Annotated in this window: 11 protein-coding genes and 2 pseudogenes; 9 read left to right on the top strand and 4 right to left on the bottom strand. The window is 59.6% G+C overall.

Features of this window, described 5'->3' with window-relative positions; genetic code table 11:
* Positions 1-99 precede the first annotated feature (99 nt).
* The 9 genes and pseudogenes from AMD14_RS18625 to AMD14_RS18590 all read left to right on the top strand — a co-directional run bounded on the left by AMD14_RS18625 (position 100) and on the right by AMD14_RS18590 (position 10,514).
* Positions 100-1,470 carry a pyridoxal-phosphate dependent enzyme gene (locus AMD14_RS18625; RefSeq protein ID WP_011052391.1) on the top strand — a complete coding sequence of 457 codons (1,371 nt, stop codon included), beginning with the start codon at positions 100-102 and terminating at the stop codon, positions 1,468-1,470.
* Between the two features lie 99 nt (positions 1,471-1,569).
* Entirely contained in the window at positions 1,570-2,766 is a 1,197-nt protein-coding gene (locus tag AMD14_RS18620) for a cystathionine gamma-synthase (protein ID WP_011052390.1), read from the top strand.
* Positions 2,766-3,548: an ABC transporter permease gene (locus AMD14_RS18615; protein ID WP_010377747.1), complete on the top strand. Its 783-nt coding sequence runs from the start codon at positions 2,766-2,768 to the stop codon at positions 3,546-3,548. The genes AMD14_RS18620 and AMD14_RS18615 overlap by 1 nt, the downstream gene beginning before the upstream one ends.
* A pseudogene (locus AMD14_RS25735) lies at positions 3,545-4,310 on the top strand (ABC transporter ATP-binding protein); the annotation flags it as partial. The gene AMD14_RS18615 and the pseudogene AMD14_RS25735, both read left to right, overlap by 4 nt.
* Positions 4,311-4,396: 86 nt before the next feature.
* Positions 4,397-4,774: pseudogene (locus AMD14_RS25730) on the top strand (Wzt carbohydrate-binding domain-containing protein); the annotation flags it as partial.
* A complete protein-coding gene (locus AMD14_RS18605) occupies positions 4,764-6,386 on the top strand; it encodes a class I SAM-dependent methyltransferase (protein WP_015463616.1) in 1,623 nt (540 codons plus the stop codon). The pseudogene AMD14_RS25730 and the gene AMD14_RS18605, both read left to right, overlap by 11 nt.
* 311 nt (positions 6,387-6,697) lie before the next feature.
* Entirely contained in the window at positions 6,698-8,350 is a 1,653-nt protein-coding gene (locus AMD14_RS18600; RefSeq protein WP_040107671.1) for a glycosyltransferase family 2 protein, read from the top strand.
* A gap of 58 nt (positions 8,351-8,408) precedes the next feature.
* Positions 8,409-9,602, top strand: a complete 1,194-nt coding sequence (locus tag AMD14_RS18595) for a rhamnosyltransferase WsaF family glycosyltransferase (protein ID WP_015463614.1) — start codon at positions 8,409-8,411, stop codon at positions 9,600-9,602.
* Between the two features lie 60 nt (positions 9,603-9,662).
* Positions 9,663-10,514: a phytanoyl-CoA dioxygenase family protein gene (locus tag AMD14_RS18590; protein ID WP_040107799.1), complete on the top strand. Its 852-nt coding sequence runs from the start codon at positions 9,663-9,665 to the stop codon at positions 10,512-10,514.
* Between the two features lie 311 nt (positions 10,515-10,825).
* On the opposite strand, the gene AMD14_RS18585 is transcribed toward AMD14_RS18590, so the two are convergent.
* From AMD14_RS18585 to AMD14_RS18570, 4 genes are all read right to left on the bottom strand, one after another.
* Positions 10,826-12,502, bottom strand: coding sequence for a hypothetical protein (locus AMD14_RS18585; RefSeq protein ID WP_171843865.1), 1,677 nt, complete (start codon positions 12,500-12,502; stop codon positions 10,826-10,828).
* A 65-nt stretch (positions 12,503-12,567) separates the two neighbouring features.
* Positions 12,568-12,966, bottom strand: coding sequence for a GtrA family protein (locus AMD14_RS18580; RefSeq protein ID WP_011052384.1), 399 nt, complete (start codon positions 12,964-12,966; stop codon positions 12,568-12,570).
* Positions 12,963-14,249 carry an NAD(P)/FAD-dependent oxidoreductase gene (locus AMD14_RS18575; RefSeq protein WP_011052383.1) on the bottom strand — a complete coding sequence of 429 codons (1,287 nt, stop codon included), beginning with the start codon at positions 14,247-14,249 and terminating at the stop codon, positions 12,963-12,965. Before AMD14_RS18575 ends, AMD14_RS18580 begins: the two co-directional genes overlap by 4 nt.
* 22 nt (positions 14,250-14,271) lie before the next feature.
* Positions 14,272-15,216 (bottom strand): NAD-dependent epimerase/dehydratase family protein, encoded by a 945-nt coding sequence (locus tag AMD14_RS18570; protein WP_011052382.1) that lies wholly within the window; start codon positions 15,214-15,216, stop codon positions 14,272-14,274.
* Positions 15,217-15,308: the final 92 nt, after the last annotated feature.

The following is a 15,308-nucleotide window of genomic DNA, read 5'->3' as shown; positions in this document are numbered from 1 at the left end:
CATCGGCCTGCGCAGTCGGTTCGATGCTGAATGAGCATTCCCCCGCGGTTCGTCGGATAATGACCGGTCTAGCCCGCGTGGCGCAGCGACGATACTCCGATGGCGATTCATTCCTCCGTACTCGAGCTGATTGGCAACACGCCGATCGTCAAGGCCCAGCGCCTGGACACCGGCGTCTGCGAGCTGTTCCTCAAGCTGGAGGCGAATAATCCCGGTGGATCGATCAAGGACCGCATCGGTCTGTCGATGATCGAAGCGGCCGAGCGGCGCGGCGATCTCAAGCCCGGCGCTACCCTGGTCGAGGGAACTGCCGGCAACACCGGCCTGGGCTTGGCCCTGGTGGCGCAGCAGAAGGGCTACCAGTTGATCCTGGTGGTGCCGGACAAGATGAGTCGCGAGAAGATCTTCAATCTCAAGGCCATGGGCGCCAACGTGGTGCTGACCCGCTCGGATGTAGCCAAGGGCCATCCCGAGTACTACCAGGACCTGGCTGCCAGGATCGCAGCCGAGACTCCTGGCGCCTACTTCATCAACCAGTTCGGCAACCCGGACAACCCGGCCGCGCACGAATTCGGCACCGGCCCGGAAATCCTGGCGCAGATGGACGGCCAGCTGGACGCCATCGTGTTCGGCTGCGGCAGCTCCGGCACCATGACCGGCCTGTCGCGCGCCTTCGCCAGCGCCTCGCCGCACACCGAACTGGTATTGGCCGACCCGGTCGGCTCGATCCTGACCCAGTACATCGAAGAAGGCACGGTCAGCGAAAAGTCCGGCAGCTGGTTGGTCGAAGGCATCGGCGAGGATTTCCTCCCGGATATCTCCGACTTTTCGCGGGTCAAGAAGGCCTACTCCATCAGCGACGCGGAAAGCTTCCATACCGCGCGCGAGCTGCTGGCCAAGGAGGGCATCCTCGGCGGCTCGTCCACCGGCACCCTGCTGGCCGCCGCATTGAAGTATTGCCGCGAACAAACCACGCCCAAGCGCGTGCTGGTGTTCGTCTGCGATACCGGCAACAAGTACCTGTCGAAGATGTACAACGACTACTGGATGCTCGACAACGGCTTCCTGGAGCGCCCGCAACACGGCGATCTGCGCGACCTGATCCTGCGCCCGTACAACAAGCGCGACACCGTGGTGGTGGGCTCGAAGGATCTGCTGACTACTGCCTACCAGCGCATGAAGTTGTACGACGTGTCGCAGTTGCCGGTGATCGACGACGGCGAACTGGTGGGCATCGTGGACGAAAGCGACGTGTTGCTGCATGTGTATGGCGACGAAGCCCGCTTCCGCGACCCGATTTCCACGGCCATGGTCAGCAAGCTGGATCGTCTGGACGTGGCTTCGCCGATCGAAGCGCTGCTGCCGGTGTTCGACCGTGGCCAGGTCGCCATCGTCATGGACGGCACGCAATTCCTTGGCCTGATCACCCGCATCGACCTGCTCAACTACCTGCGCCGCCGCGTGCAGTGATCGTGCAGTAATCCGGCACCGCCGCGCGCTCGGATGCGACGCGCGGCACGGGCCATTCAGACCTGCTTGTTACAATCGCCCACTTTTTCGGGAACCTCCATGTCCAATCGCACCACTCATAGCCATGACGGCGAGCGCGCGCTGTCGCTCGCAACGCTGGCGATCCATGGAGGGCAGTCGCCAGATCCGAGCACCGGCGCGGTGATGCCGCCGATCTACGCGACGTCCACCTATGCGCAGTCCAGCCCCGGCGAGCATCAGGGTTTCGAGTATTCGCGTACCCATAACCCCACGCGCTTCGCCTACGAGCGTTGCGTCGCCGCGCTGGAAGGAGGCACGCGCGCATATGCGTTCGCCTCCGGCATGGCCGCCACCTCGACGGTGATGGAGTTGCTGGATGCCGGCAGCCACGTGGTGGCGATGGACGACCTGTACGGCGGCACCTTTCGCTTGTTCGAGCGCGTGCGTCGCCGCACTGCCGGCCTGGATTTCAGCTTCGTCGACCTGACCGACCCGGCTGCGTTCGAGGCGGCGATTCGCCCCGATACCAAGATGGTGTGGATCGAGACCCCGACCAACCCGATGCTCAAGCTGGTCGATATCGCTGCCATTGCCGAGATCGCGCGCAAGCGCGGCCTGCTGATCGTGGTCGACAACACCTTTGCTTCCCCGATGCTGCAGCGCCCGCTCAGCCTGGGTGCGGACATCGTCGTGCACTCGGCCACCAAGTATCTCAACGGCCACTCGGACATGGTGGGCGGTATCGCGGTCGTTGGCGACAACGCCGAGCTCGCCGAGCAGATGGCGTTCCTGCAGAACTCCATCGGCGGCGTCCAGGGCCCGTTCGACAGCTTCCTCGCCTTGCGCGGCCTCAAGACCCTCCCGCTGCGCATGCGGGCGCACTGCGAAAACGCACTGGCGCTTGCGCAATGGCTGGAAACCCACCCTGCGATCGAAAAGGTCATTTACCCCGGCCTTGCCTCGCACCCGCAACATGCGCTCGCGAAGAGCCAGATGTCCGGCTTCGGCGGCATCGTCTCCATCGTCCTCAAGGGCGGCTTCGACGCAGCCAAGCGTTTCTGCGAAAAGACCGAATTGTTCACCCTGGCCGAATCGCTCGGTGGTGTGGAAAGCCTGGTGAATCATCCCGCCGTCATGACGCACGCCTCCATTCCGGTGGCCCGCCGCGACCAGCTCGGTATCAGCGATGCGCTGGTGCGGTTGAGTGTGGGGATCGAGGATGTGGAGGATTTGCGTGGGGATTTGCAGGCTGCTTTGGCGGGAGATGAAGGGTAATGCAGAGCCATGCAAATCTGATTTTCTTGTTTCGCCAATTGCTCGCGCGCGAACTTGCATTAAAGTATAAAACGACGGTTCTCGGCGCGCTTTGGCTGGTTCTTCTGCCAATCCTGATGCTGTGCGTCTACACGCTGGTGTTCAGCGGAATTTTCAAGGCCCGATGGGCTGGTGCGCAGAATTCGGGCGATTTTGCCTTGATGCTCTTCGCGGGGCTGATTCCGTTTTCGTTTCTTTCCGAAGTGCTGATCACGTCGCCAACGCTGGTGGTTGGGCAGCCGAACTTCGTGAAAAAGGTGGTCTTCCCGCTTCCCATGCTCGTGGTCGTCAAGGTGGCGGGGGGCTTGGTCACGGCGGCGATCAGCCTACTTATCCTGTTGATGGCTCAGGCATTTCTTTCCGAGGCGCCTTCTGCAAAGGCGCTGTTGGCGCCTGTCATCCTGCTTGAAATGGTCCCGATGCTGCTTGCGATCGGCTGGATACTGTCAGCGCTCGGCGTCTATCTGCGTGACGTAGGTCAGTTCGTCGGCATTCTGAGCAGCGTTCTGCTTTTCTTGAGCCCGATTTTCTTCCCGCCCAGCGCCATGCCGGCGTCTGTCTCCGGTCTTATAGCGTTCAATCCCTTGGTCACCCCGATCAGTCAGTTGCGTGCAGCAACATTGGGCCATGAAGCGCTGGACTTGGTGTCGCTTGGAAATCATTTCGTAATTTCCATCATCGCTGCGCTGCTGGCGTACGCGCTTTTCAAGCGTCTATCACGAGGTTTTGCGGACGTCCTATGACTAGCACTGCGCTTCCCCAAATTCCAGATAACAAGCTTGCGCTTGAGATGCGTGGAGTTACCAAGGACTACCCAGTCTATGGGCATCCTCTCAAGCGTCTATTCTCGTTGTTGCGCCCATCGGGTGATCGTGCATCCCACAACTTTCGCGCGCTGGAGGATATAACCCTCCTTGTACCAAGGGGCGAAACCGTCGGCATCATCGGTCGGAACGGTGCCGGAAAATCGACCCTTCTACAGATCCTGTGCGGCACGCTTTCGCCGACCAAGGGCACTGTCCGCATACGGGGGCGTTTTGCGGCACTGCTGGAGTTGGGGGCCGGCTTCAACCCTGACTTCAGCGGCCGTGAGAACGTCTATCTCAGCGCGTCTCTGCTTGGCCTGACTCATGCGGAAGTCGATCAAAGCCTGGACAAGATCATTGAGTTCGCCGATATCGGTGAATTCATCGACCGCCCGGTCAAGACCTATTCCAGCGGCATGTACGTGCGGCTGGCTTTTTCCGTCGCCATTCACACAGAGCCTGACGTGCTGATCATCGACGAGGCACTGTCTGTGGGTGATATCCGCTTTCAGATAAAGTGTCTGGCGCGAATCGAGCAGATCCGCGCGCGTGGAGCCACCGTCCTGTTTGTCTCGCATTCGCTGGAGCAGGTGAAGCGGTTCTGCCAAACCGCGATCTGGCTCGAGCAGGGGCAGGTGAAATTGCATGGCGAGGCGAGTTTTGTCGCGGACCGGTTTCGGGACTACGAACTGGGACGACTGGCGCCCCCGTCAGGCGAAGCGAATCTAGTTGCGGAAAAGTCTCCTGCAAAAAGAGATTCGGTCCCCGCTCACATCGAGCGTACGACGATGTCTACCGACATGTTGGCGCCCTTTGAACCTTTGACAGTCGAGATCGAATACGCGGTCAATGACGACATGATCGATGGCTTGCTCTTGGGCGTTGCAATAAAAGGCCTGGATGGTCAGCACATCTTTGGCCCGAATACGCATCTTGAGCAGATCGATATTCCTGCTAGCCGTGGAACTCACGGTATTACGTACCACATTCCTTCCATGCCGTTGTTAACAGGCACATATCGCATCGATGTCGGTCTTTTTACCGATAAGGGCCTGGTGTGCTTGGATTACCTGTCTTCGGTAAATGAGTTCACCGTCGCTGCGCCGTACTTCAGCGAGGGGCTGGTCTATATTTCTCATGAGTGGCGTGTCCATGGGCGTTGATCTCCAAGCCATCGCGTTTGATCATTACCAGCGCTACGGCGCGGCTTCTGCGATATTGAGCACGCTGGGCTGCGGCGATTGCTGGATACTCGAAGTCGGTGCGAACAGGCAGCGGTTGCTGGGTGAATTTCTGCCGAAAGCAAGCCTGCTGTATACCGACATACGTGTGGAAGGGGATGAGCAGGATTTCGTAGTAGCCGACGCCACTGCGCTGCCTTTCCAATCAGGTGAATATGGCGCCGTTGTCTCACTTGATGTGCTTGAACATATCCCTCGCGAACTTCGGGCTGCGGCCGTGTCGGAAATGGGGCGCGTCGCCGGGGATGCCGTGGTCATTGGCTGTCCTACGGAAGAAGAGTGGGTGGTTCAGGCCGACGCGGCCGCCAATGATCGTTGGAAAGAGCTTTTTGGCGACGACTACGAGTGGCTGCAGGAGCATCGTGATTACGGGCTCGTGAATTCCGCAGAAGTGGTTTCGATCCTGGAAAGTCAGGGATTGCACGTAGTCGTGCTGACGCAGGGATGCGCGACGTTGTGGGAAAGCCTAATGGGCGTTCACTTCATGAAGGTGAAGTTTCCCGAACTGGAAGGCCTTTCAACAGCTGCAGACAGGCTCTACAACACGCGGGTGTTCGCTGGCGATTGCGTTGGACCCTGTTACCGAACCTACTTCGTCGGGCTTCGCAATGCGGAAAAGGCCCAGGAACTGCGCGATTGGTGGGTCTCACGTGGCGCCTCGGATGATCAAGCCGTAGGTTTGCTGGAACAGTTGGCGTCTGGCCTGAGAGAGCTCGCGCTCCGCACGCTCAATTCAGAACTGGAATGGGCCGCTACCGCCGAAGTTGCCAAGAGCCATGCGAAGGATCTGGAGGTGGCGACACGGGAGTGGAGCGCGACGATCCAGCGTCTGGAGGCCGCAGAGGCTGATGTGGCGAAAGCCACGGCGGGATGGAAATCCACGGCCGAAGCCCATGCGGATCTACAGGCCCAGATCAAAGAGATTACTCGCGAATGGGAGCAAACTGCCGCTCTATTCAAGCAGGCACAGCAAGACGCGCTGAACGCGTCTGAAGGATGGAAGCAGGCCGTCGACGCCTGCCGCCAAAAGGATGAGGACCTGCGGGTCGCTTTGGGTGAGTGGCAGTCAACGGCCGAGTTGCTGAGATTGACGGAACAGAAAGCGGCGGAGGCTGAGCGGGACCGGGTCGCGTTGGCAGATCAACTGGAACAAACAGGGCGAGAAAGTTTCGTAGCCGATCGTCCATTGAGTGCCGCGGCGGAAGAGGGGAGTGTTGCTGGCGCGGAGATGAGCGATGAATCTTCTCAGCCGGAGCGCGAGCATGCAGCTGCCCTGGAGTTCGTCTATGAGCTTCGCCGTGAGTTGATGGAGAGTAGAGACGCGCTTAGTGCATCAATGGATGCCATTCGTAGCAAGGATGAAGAGATCGGGGCGGCATTGCCTGCGCGCGATACTTCAGGTTCGCTCCGCGAAGCCTTGGAAAAAGAGATGCGCGATCTGCAGGCGCGCCTGGAGATCAAGCTGATGGCGGCGTTCTCGCGTGGCAGCAACAATCTCGGTAGCACACAGCAGCAGCAACAAGGTTCAAGCTGAAATCGATAGCGATCATGCGACCTGGTGGTGTGTGTGGCAACGACCGTGGTGCTCAGACCTGGCCGTTCATTGGCTGAGGGAAGCATCAAACTGATTTGAGGTGTTGAAATGGGGGTTTCATGGTAGTTCGGCAAATTCGCGCCCTGCTTAGCTCGTTGCTCTGGGCGTGGCGTCGTGCTCGTCTGCAAGGGAGGTCTGCTTTTCAGCTTGTGCGCGCCTGTCTTCGTGAAGGTGCCAAGGGGCCTCGACACTTCGCGAGGCGGATGGCTGCATATGCTTCTGGTGGATCGGCCTCTCCACCACCGGTATCTTTGGATGCCTACGAAAGCTGGCACTCCGCATTGCCGCAGCTGGAAGTTCCCGCTGACAGTGGGATGATCAGTGTCATCATCCCGGTCTGCAATACGCCTGAGCTATTCCTCAGGGAAGCGATCGAGAGCGTGCGCACGCAAACCTACCAGAACTGGGAAATTTGCATCCATGACGACGCGTCCAATGAGCCCCACGTGGGCCGGATACTGGCCGAGTTCAAGAAGCGCATTCCCAACCTGCGTGTCACTCGGTCGGAAACGCGCTCCGGCATCGCGGCCACCACCAATGCAGCGCTTGCGTCAGCGCGCGGACGGTGGGTGACGTTCCTCGATCACGACGACGTGCTCGACCGCAACGCGTTGGCGGCGGTAGTGGATTGCCATATCAAGACAGGAAGCGCTGTCGTCTATACCGACCACGACATGTTGGGTGAGGATGGCCGGTTGCGTAATCCGTACTTCAAGCCGGATTGGAACTACGACTTGTTCCTGGCGCAGATGTACCTGGGACACCTGGTCAGTTTCGAACACGATCTGATCAAGCGAGTGGGCTTGACGCGTAGCGAGTGCGACGGTTCGCAGGACTACGATTTGGTGCTGCGTTGCGTGGCGGCAGGCGCCAAGGTGGGGCATGTTCCGCGCGTGCTGTATCACTGGCGCATGCACGCAGGCTCCACCGCCGCGAACGCCGATTCAAAGCCGTATGCGCATGATTCGGGCAAGCGTGCGATCCAGTACCACGTGGATGCGGTCTATCCCGGCGCCCAGGTGGAGGACGGTCCGCACTTGTTCTGTTATGACGTGCGCTACCCCTACGCACAGCATGCGCCAAAGGCGAGCATCATCATCCCGACCCGGGATGGGCTCGATCTGTTGCGGCCATGCATCGAGTCGATCCAGGGAAGGACCGATTACACGAATTTCGAAATCATCGTTGTCGATAACGGGTCCAAGGATCCTGCCACGCTCGAATGGCTTGATGCGATGTCCAACGAACCGTGGTTTCGCGTGCTGCAGGCGGATGTGCCGTTCAACTGGTCTGCGCTCAATAACCTTGCCGCGGCGAGCGCCGAGGGCGAAGTACTCGTATTCCTGAACAATGACACCGAAGTCGCTTCAGCGGACTGGCTGCAACGATTGGTGGAAAACGCGCTCAGGCCGGATGTCGGCGCATGTGGCGCATTGCTCCTGTATGCAGATGGCAGCATCCAGCATGCGGGCGTGGTTGTCGGCATGGGGGGCTGGGCCGATCACGTGTTCAAGGGGCAGCAGCCGATCCATCACCAGCACCTGTTCGTATCGCCGATTCTGCGCCGCGAAGTGCTGGCGGTGACAGGGGCGTGTGTCGCCATCTCGCGCGCCAACTTCGATGCCATTGGCGGATTCGACGAGTCCTTCGTCGTCTGCGGCAGCGACGTGGAACTGTGCCTGCGTGCCATGGCGAATGGCAAGCGCACCGTGTATGTGCCGGAGGCGATCCTTATCCACCACGAATCCAAGACGCGAGATCCGCGCGTAATTCCAGAGAGTGATTTCGTGCGATCGGCGCAGGCCTATTCGCCATATCGTGAATCCGGAGATCCGTTCTACAGCCCGAACCTGGATTACATGTCGCCGTCGCCGGCCTTGCGAGGAGCGCAGGCAGATGCTTGATCGTTTGCTAAGGCGCGCCGCACGTGGGTTGAGGACAGCAGTCGTCGCATCCGACCCAGTGCGCACGAGCGTCGGGGAGATCACGCCCTGTGAACCCAGGGCGGAAGAGCGGCAGGGCCGTAGGCTTAATTTGATACTGCCTTCCATCAACAAGCAACATTACTTTGGTGGCATCCACACCGCGGTCCTCATCTATCGCGAGCTCTGCCGCTACTTCGATGAGTCGCGGATCATCCTTGTCGATTCGGCACCCGACGACGAGGCGCTGGCGAGGTTCGGGGATCACCAACTCGTCAACTGCGGGGAGGAAAGCGAGGCGCCGCGTCAGATCGTTGCATTCAATGATAGGTATGGGCAGACGTTGCCGGTCGCTGCGGGCGATTATTGGTTGGCGACGGCGTGGTGGACCGCTTATTCGGCTCAACGTCTTGCGACCTGGCAATCGGCGATGCAGGCAAGTGACCGTCCTGTGATGTACCTGATCCAGGACTATGAGCCGGGATTCTATGCATGGTCCAGCCAGTCGGCGCTCGCGATGAGCACGTACCGCAAAGATCGCGATATCGCGATTTTCAATACGTCGCTTCTGCGGGACTATTTCGCGCGCCAAGGATTCGATTATCAGCGCGCGGTGACGTTCGAACCAGTGCTTCATGATGGACTGAAAGCGGCGCTGGAGCGTGTGCGTTCGACGCAGCAGACGCCACGCCAGCGCGTGATCCTCACGTACGCGCGTCCGGGTACGCCTCGTAATGCGTTTGAGCTCCTGTGCGAGGGCTTGAGGAAGTGGGGTTGGGCAGACTCACGCTGTGCCGACTGGCGTGTTCTTGCGGTCGGCGAGCTGGATTCAGATGTCGATCTCGGGCCGTTCGTCCTGCAGGCGCTGGGCAAACTTTCGATCGATCAGTATGCCGAGTTGCTTTCCACGTCGTCGCTCGGAATCTCATTGATGGTTTCCCCCCATCCCAGCTATCCGCCGCTGGAGATGGATGCGTTCGGCATGTCGGTGATTACCAATCGGTTCGCCAACAAGGATCTTTCAGAAAGCCATGCAAACATCGTGTCGTTGGAGGCGATGACGCCTGACGCGATTGCTGCCGAACTGACTCGCCAGATCGATGTCTGCGAATCAAGGCATATGCTCTCGGGTACGTTGGTGGCCTTAGACGATGCCTACGTTTGCCAGGGGCACGATGCATTTTCGGGGATGGTAGATGATGCGGCGATGCTGTGGGGATGCAAATCAGTTTGACCAGCTGTAGTCCTTGTTGTTAGGGATTGAGTGGTTTTATTGCGTTACAGGGGATTGATGATGAAGATTTTGAAGATGTTCCATGGCGCGCGCGGGTCATCTGAAAGCGACGCCGCCGCAGTTTCCGCAGTCAGCTCTCTGCAAGAGCATGGTTATGCGCATTTGCCGGGGGTATTGTCTGCCAAGGAATGCGATGCGATTTGTGCTGACTTCATGCGCTATGTCGCGAGAAATCGCATGGAGGCAGATAAGCATGTCTTGGGGACGGGGCGTCATTCGCGGCTGACCAACATGCACCTAGTAAGCAACAGAGCGCGCGCGGCGATTGCGAAGCCCGTGGTGATGAAAGCCCTCGACGCGTTCTTCGGCGACCGAGCGTTTGTCGCAACTTCTCTCTTTTTCGAACAGTCTAGCGAACAGGCACTGCACCGCGATACGCCATTTTTCCATACGCGTCCCAATAACATTTTTGCTGGCATCTGGTTTGCGCTAGAGGATGTTCATGCTGAAGCAGGGCCTCTCAAATACTATCCCGGCGGCCATCTGATCGAGATTGAGTCCATTCAGGCCACTGGCGCCGAACAATTGGGCGAGGCGTTCAACCATTATATTGGACGCGTGGCTGAGGAAGTGCACAAGCGTGGCATCAAGCCGGAAATTGCGCTGATCAAGAAGGGCGATTGTTTCATTTGGCATCCCGAGCTTCCCCATGGGGGTACCCCCATTCTTTCGGCTGGTATGACCCGTAAGAGCATGGTGTTCCACTGTGCGCCCGAACGAGAGACCATGTATGGCATCGAAGAGTTTTTTGGCGTACGCCCTTTCGTGCCGAAGGACATCCGTAAGGTGCCGATGATCGGTAATCGGTTCATGCTCCAGCTGGAGCGTCCGATGTTCGCACCAAATAGCTAGCGCGAGCACCCAGGTGGTAAGTGGCTCGCGTGCTGAAGCCAGTGAGCGACACAGGTGGCTCACTGGCTGCTGCAAGGGTTACATCTTGGATGGTGATTGCCTTTGCTCACTGATGGGCTGTAGCTGCTGAATGCTGCAATTCCAATGTGGCAGCTGGCCCCACGCCGATTGGTAGCGCTCGACTACAGACAGCGGCGAACCTGGGCCAACGATGGCGTGTCGATGTCGGAGCCTAGACCCTGGAGCACCTGTGGAAATGGCGCGGGCCAGTGTAGTGATCCTGTGCCCACGCGAGTTCCAATCCTCGAATCCTATTGGCTCTTGGGGGCGACCGTGGTCGTGCAAAATCCCGGTATTACGATCTTGTAAACGGCTGGTTGTGCGCGTCCCATCAGGTAGGCCTTGAAGGGAGCGCCGAAGGGCGCGCCCGGGCTATCCTGTTTGGGCTCGGCCAGCAGGCCTCGACCCACGATGGTGTTGTTTGCGTCCACCAGCAATACGGTGGATATCTTCCGAGGCAGGATGGAATTCATCAGTCCGCCCTTCAAGCGGATCCAGTCGTTCGTCGACGCATCGACAGCCTCGTTTTCCAGCCCGGCCAAGCTACAGGTCTGCAGTGATGACGTGGGATAGCTGCCGCCCAAGGTAAGTTTCGCATCGTAAATCCCGGGCTTCGCGAATATGCCGAGACCCATGTTCGCGGCAGGCTCGGCGATTTTCTGTGCCCAAGCTGCGTCGGGGAAAATCCACCCGATCTGCTTGTCATCCTTGACTCCCAATTCGAGCGCCAGGGCGGCGAAACGCCACTCGAAGTCCAGATAAGGTTGCGGACGCGTCGCTGTCAACTGCGAAGGCAGGAAGGCGAGCGCCATCAGCGCCAGGCCGATCTGATAAGGCATGGTCAGCGCGCGATCGCGAAAGAAGTTTCGTGATGCCAAGATCAGGACGCAACCAAGCACCAATAGGCCAGGTGTCGTGTAGCGACTCGCCACGGCGGCATCGAGGCCAAACAGCGCTCGGCTACCCGCCGTCGCAAATGCGGAGGCGACGAGGTACCCAAGGAAAAGGGTGACGACAAGATCGACATCAACCGTGTCATGGCGCTTGAATATCGTGCGCCAGGCCAGGATCGCTCCTGCAGTTAATAGCACCACACCGGCGAGGATGGCCCAGCCGAGATGGAGCGGGCCACTCGCGTCCAAGTGGGCGAACGGGCTGCCGATGTACGCGAAGAAGAACTTGATGACTTCGAGCGGCTCAGTCCGAAGCGATGCGAGGATCGAGCCATGTCCGGCGGGTGCCGTGTAGTGGTGGAAGTACAATGCCGGAACGGCAATCGCCACCGCCCAGGCCAGCAGATTGCGACGCCAGCTTTGGCGCCCCAGCAGGCAGGCGGCAGCGACGACGCCCCCCGCCAACACACCATTTGCCATGCTGACGGCTGCCATTGCGGCCACGGTCAGGGCTGCCAGGAACACGATGGCATTTCCGCGAATGCGCGTGCGGCATGAGGCATGCAGCAACACCAGGGCGAGCAGGGGGAGTAGATTCGCGAGGAAGAACTGACTCTGGAATGCCCATGTCAGGTTGTTGCTTTGGGTCCACAGCAGTGCGCAGCACAAGATGAAGGCTGCGATCATGCGCCCATCCCGTCTCCGGCTTGCGTCGCGTTGCAGGGCGCACCAAGCGAGTAGCCCAAAGGTCGAGCACGCAAGCAGGTAGTTGATAACAACCAGCACGGCGCCATTGCTATCGAAATAGCGATAGTCGAGGAAGAAAAGGATCCTGGACAGCACGATGCGATGTTCGTTGTGCTGCGCCCACCACTGCGAGACATCGGTCATCTGGCGGACATAAAATCCCAGTCCGCCATCCCACATGTCCCAGAACGGGACGGGGCTGAACGTGAGAATTCCACCCACTACGGCCAAGAGCGCATAAAGAGCGGCCAATGCGGCGATCGCCGCAAGCGCGGGCTGCGACACCATCAATGTGAACGCAGCCAGCGTCCTGTCGCGCAGCCGTGATGGCGCGCTCTGTTGAGCTGCCTGATTCATCGATGCCCCCGAAAAGTGAAATGCTTGTGGCCCAGATAGCTGATTGCAACCGGGGCAATGACGCCTATCGCATGAGCAACGGCCTGAGGATAAAAGTTCATCTGCATTTTCGGGAAGATAATCTTGGCGAAAAGCAAACTGATTAGCAGCGTCTGCAGTGCTGCCGCCACGTTGATGAGGATGAACCAAGCTGCCTGCTGATGGATGTGGTTGCTGGATTCCTTGAATACGAAAAGTCGGTTCAGCAAAAAGGCAGTCAGCATGCCGATGCAGTAGGCAATGATGATGGCCTGCGCATACGGCATAAAATTGTTCAGCAGGATTCTCGATCCAAAATTGACGAGCGCCGCAAGACCGCCCGCCACCAGGAACTTGAAGAACTTCTGATCAATCACAGATCAGCCACCAGCTTGGCTCCGACAGCGATGCTCTCGTTGATCGAGCGATCCTCCGGGTAGTAATACGCCGTATCGGCCATGTAGAACCCTTGCAGCGGCGTCTTCATCGGCGGCAGCATGTCCTGGAACCCCGGCGGACAGATGGTCTGCGCGTACTCGTAGCGATGGCAATGGGTCGCGCGGATCCACTCCGGCTTGAAGTCCGGATTGATCATCGGCAGGTAACTGATGACTTCGTCGATCAGTTGCTGGTTGCTCCACTGCCACTTCGGATGGGTCTTGGGCATGTAGTACGGCGCATACACGATGTGCTCGCCGGGGCCCTTGCCGGGATTGAGGTTGCTGTACTCGATCAGGCCGGGGATGGCGATCCGGTCGTCGCTGATGTTCATCCAGAAGTTCTCGCTGACCGGCTTGGACAGCTTCAGGATCACGCAGGCGACGGGGATGTTCTCGATCGCGGCGACCTGGTCGGCGAAGGTCGTGGGCAGGCCGGGCACCATGCCGGGCACGTACTGGATCGGGGCCGTCGACACCACGCCGTCGTAGGCATGATGGCCGTCGCGGGTGCGGATGCCGGTGACCTTGCCGTCGACCGAGGCGACTTCCTCGATCGGCTGCGACAGCAGGATGCGTCCACCGAGGCGCGTGACTTCCGCGGCCATGCGTTCCAGCAGCACGGCCGAGCCGCCCTCCAGATAGCCCATGCTTTCGTTGAACAGATTGCGCCGCGATAGGGCCACGCGCTTGATGCGGGTGCCGATCCACGAGGCGGACAGGTCGTTCTGGTATTCGAAGAACTTCAGTGCGAAGGCCTTCTCCCACATCACCTTGTAGGCCTTGGGGCCGATCCAGCGGGTGATCCAGTCGCGCGCGTTTTCCTTGTCCAGCGCGGTCCAGTCGCTGATGCCCTTGGTGTGCATGACGTGCAGGGCGTAGCGGATCTTGTCGACCAGTCCCAGGTGCGGGAAGCCGAGCAGGGCGAACGGCGTTCCCCACTTGTGCAGCTTGCCCTGGTAGTAATACCCCATCTTGGTATCCGTCCAGTGCAGGCGGTTCGACAGCTTCAGGTCCTCGAGCAGCTTGAACAGCGGGAAATCGGTCTTGCAGATGAAGTGGTAATAGCGCTCGATGCGCAGGCCGTCGAAATCGAAGTCCGCGGACATGCCGCCGATGCGGTCGTCGCGTTCGTAGACGTCGACCTGGTGGCCCTTCTTCAACAGTTCCATGGCAGCCATCAGGCCCATGGGGCCGCTGCCGACGATCGCGAATGTACTCATGGTTCTGGTCTCGTATGACGGTTCAGCGCTTGAGCACGATGTGGCTGTAGCGCGGGTCGGTATAGCTTTCGCGGATGGCGTCTTCGAACGGCGTCTGGCGTACGCCGAACACCGCTTCGGTATCGACGCCCTTGAAGTCGTCGCCGGCGCTCAGCGCCTTCAACTGGTCGGCGGTGAACGGCGGCTTGGAACTGAAGAGCGAATACACGCGCAGAAGGAAGGCGAAGAAGCCGATCGGGATGTGCACGATCAGGGTGTGCAGTTTCTTGACCCGCTTGATCGTCTTGATGATGTCGACGTAGTCCACGCGCGTATCGCCGACGATGTCGTAAACCTCGCCGTCGGGCTCGCGTTCGATGCACTTGGCGATGCAGCGGCAGAAGTCGCGCTCGTACAGCGGCTGGCGCATGAAGCGGCCATCGCCCGGGATCGGGAACACCGGCGTTTTGGCCATGAAGCGCGACAGCCAGCCCAGGTGCTTGGGGTCGAACCAGCCGAACATCAGGGTCGGACGCAGCACGCAGTGGCGCAGGCCGCTGGCGACCACCATCTCTTCCTGTGCGCGCTTGGTGTTGGTGTAGTCGTCCTTGGCCACCGAGTTCACCACCGAGGAGCTGATGTGCACCATGTAAGGCACGTTTGCCGCGCGGCAGGCGTCGAGCACGTTCGCCGTCGCGGTCAGGTTGTTGCGGGTGAACAGGTCGGTGGTCTTGCCGGTGATCTGCGCGTGCAACTGCACGACGAGCTGAGCGCCTTTAAACGCCTTGCTCCATTCGCCCGGCTCAGCCAGATCCGCAAGGATCGTCTCCACATCCGCATGCAAGCCTCGCAGGATGTCGAGATTGTGCGCGTGCTTATCGATGGCTACCAGCCGGGTATAGCCCTGTCGCTTCAGTTCGACGATCAGGTTCTGCCCCACCAGCCCTGCAGCGCCGGTCAGGACAATCTTGTCATTCTTCTGTGCCATGAATCAAACTCGAAAGCGGATGAATGGAGTCAAGGTGCGTCGGCGCAATGCAAGTGGCTAGTCGAGCCGCCGTCGGTGCTTGTTTGTGAAAG

It is taken from the genome of Xanthomonas citri pv. citri (assembly GCF_000961215.1).
GTDB lineage: Bacteria > Pseudomonadota > Gammaproteobacteria > Xanthomonadales > Xanthomonadaceae > Xanthomonas > Xanthomonas cissicola.
The sequence above is the reverse complement of the archived record's forward strand: the minus strand, read 5'-3'. Positions and strand labels throughout refer to the sequence as shown.

Excerpts from the sequence above, each read along its gene's own strand:
- AMD14_RS18620 (WP_011052390.1), top strand. The coding sequence starts at position 1,570 with ATGTCCAATCGCACCACTCATAGCCATGACGGCGAGCGCGCGCTGTCG.
- AMD14_RS18570 (WP_011052382.1), bottom strand. The coding sequence starts at position 15,216 with ATGGCACAGAAGAATGACAAGATTGTCCTGACCGGCGCTGCAGGGCTG.
- AMD14_RS18615 (WP_010377747.1), top strand. The coding sequence starts at position 2,766 with ATGCAGAGCCATGCAAATCTGATTTTCTTGTTTCGCCAATTGCTCGCG.
- AMD14_RS18605 (WP_015463616.1), top strand. The coding sequence starts at position 4,764 with ATGGGCGTTGATCTCCAAGCCATCGCGTTTGATCATTACCAGCGCTAC.
- AMD14_RS18575 (WP_011052383.1), bottom strand. The coding sequence starts at position 14,249 with ATGAGTACATTCGCGATCGTCGGCAGCGGCCCCATGGGCCTGATGGCT.
- AMD14_RS18590 (WP_040107799.1), top strand. The coding sequence starts at position 9,663 with ATGAAGATTTTGAAGATGTTCCATGGCGCGCGCGGGTCATCTGAAAGC.
- AMD14_RS18585 (WP_171843865.1), bottom strand. The coding sequence starts at position 12,502 with ATGGTGTCGCAGCCCGCGCTTGCGGCGATCGCCGCATTGGCCGCTCTT.
- AMD14_RS18625 (WP_011052391.1), top strand. The coding sequence starts at position 100 with ATGGCGATTCATTCCTCCGTACTCGAGCTGATTGGCAACACGCCGATC.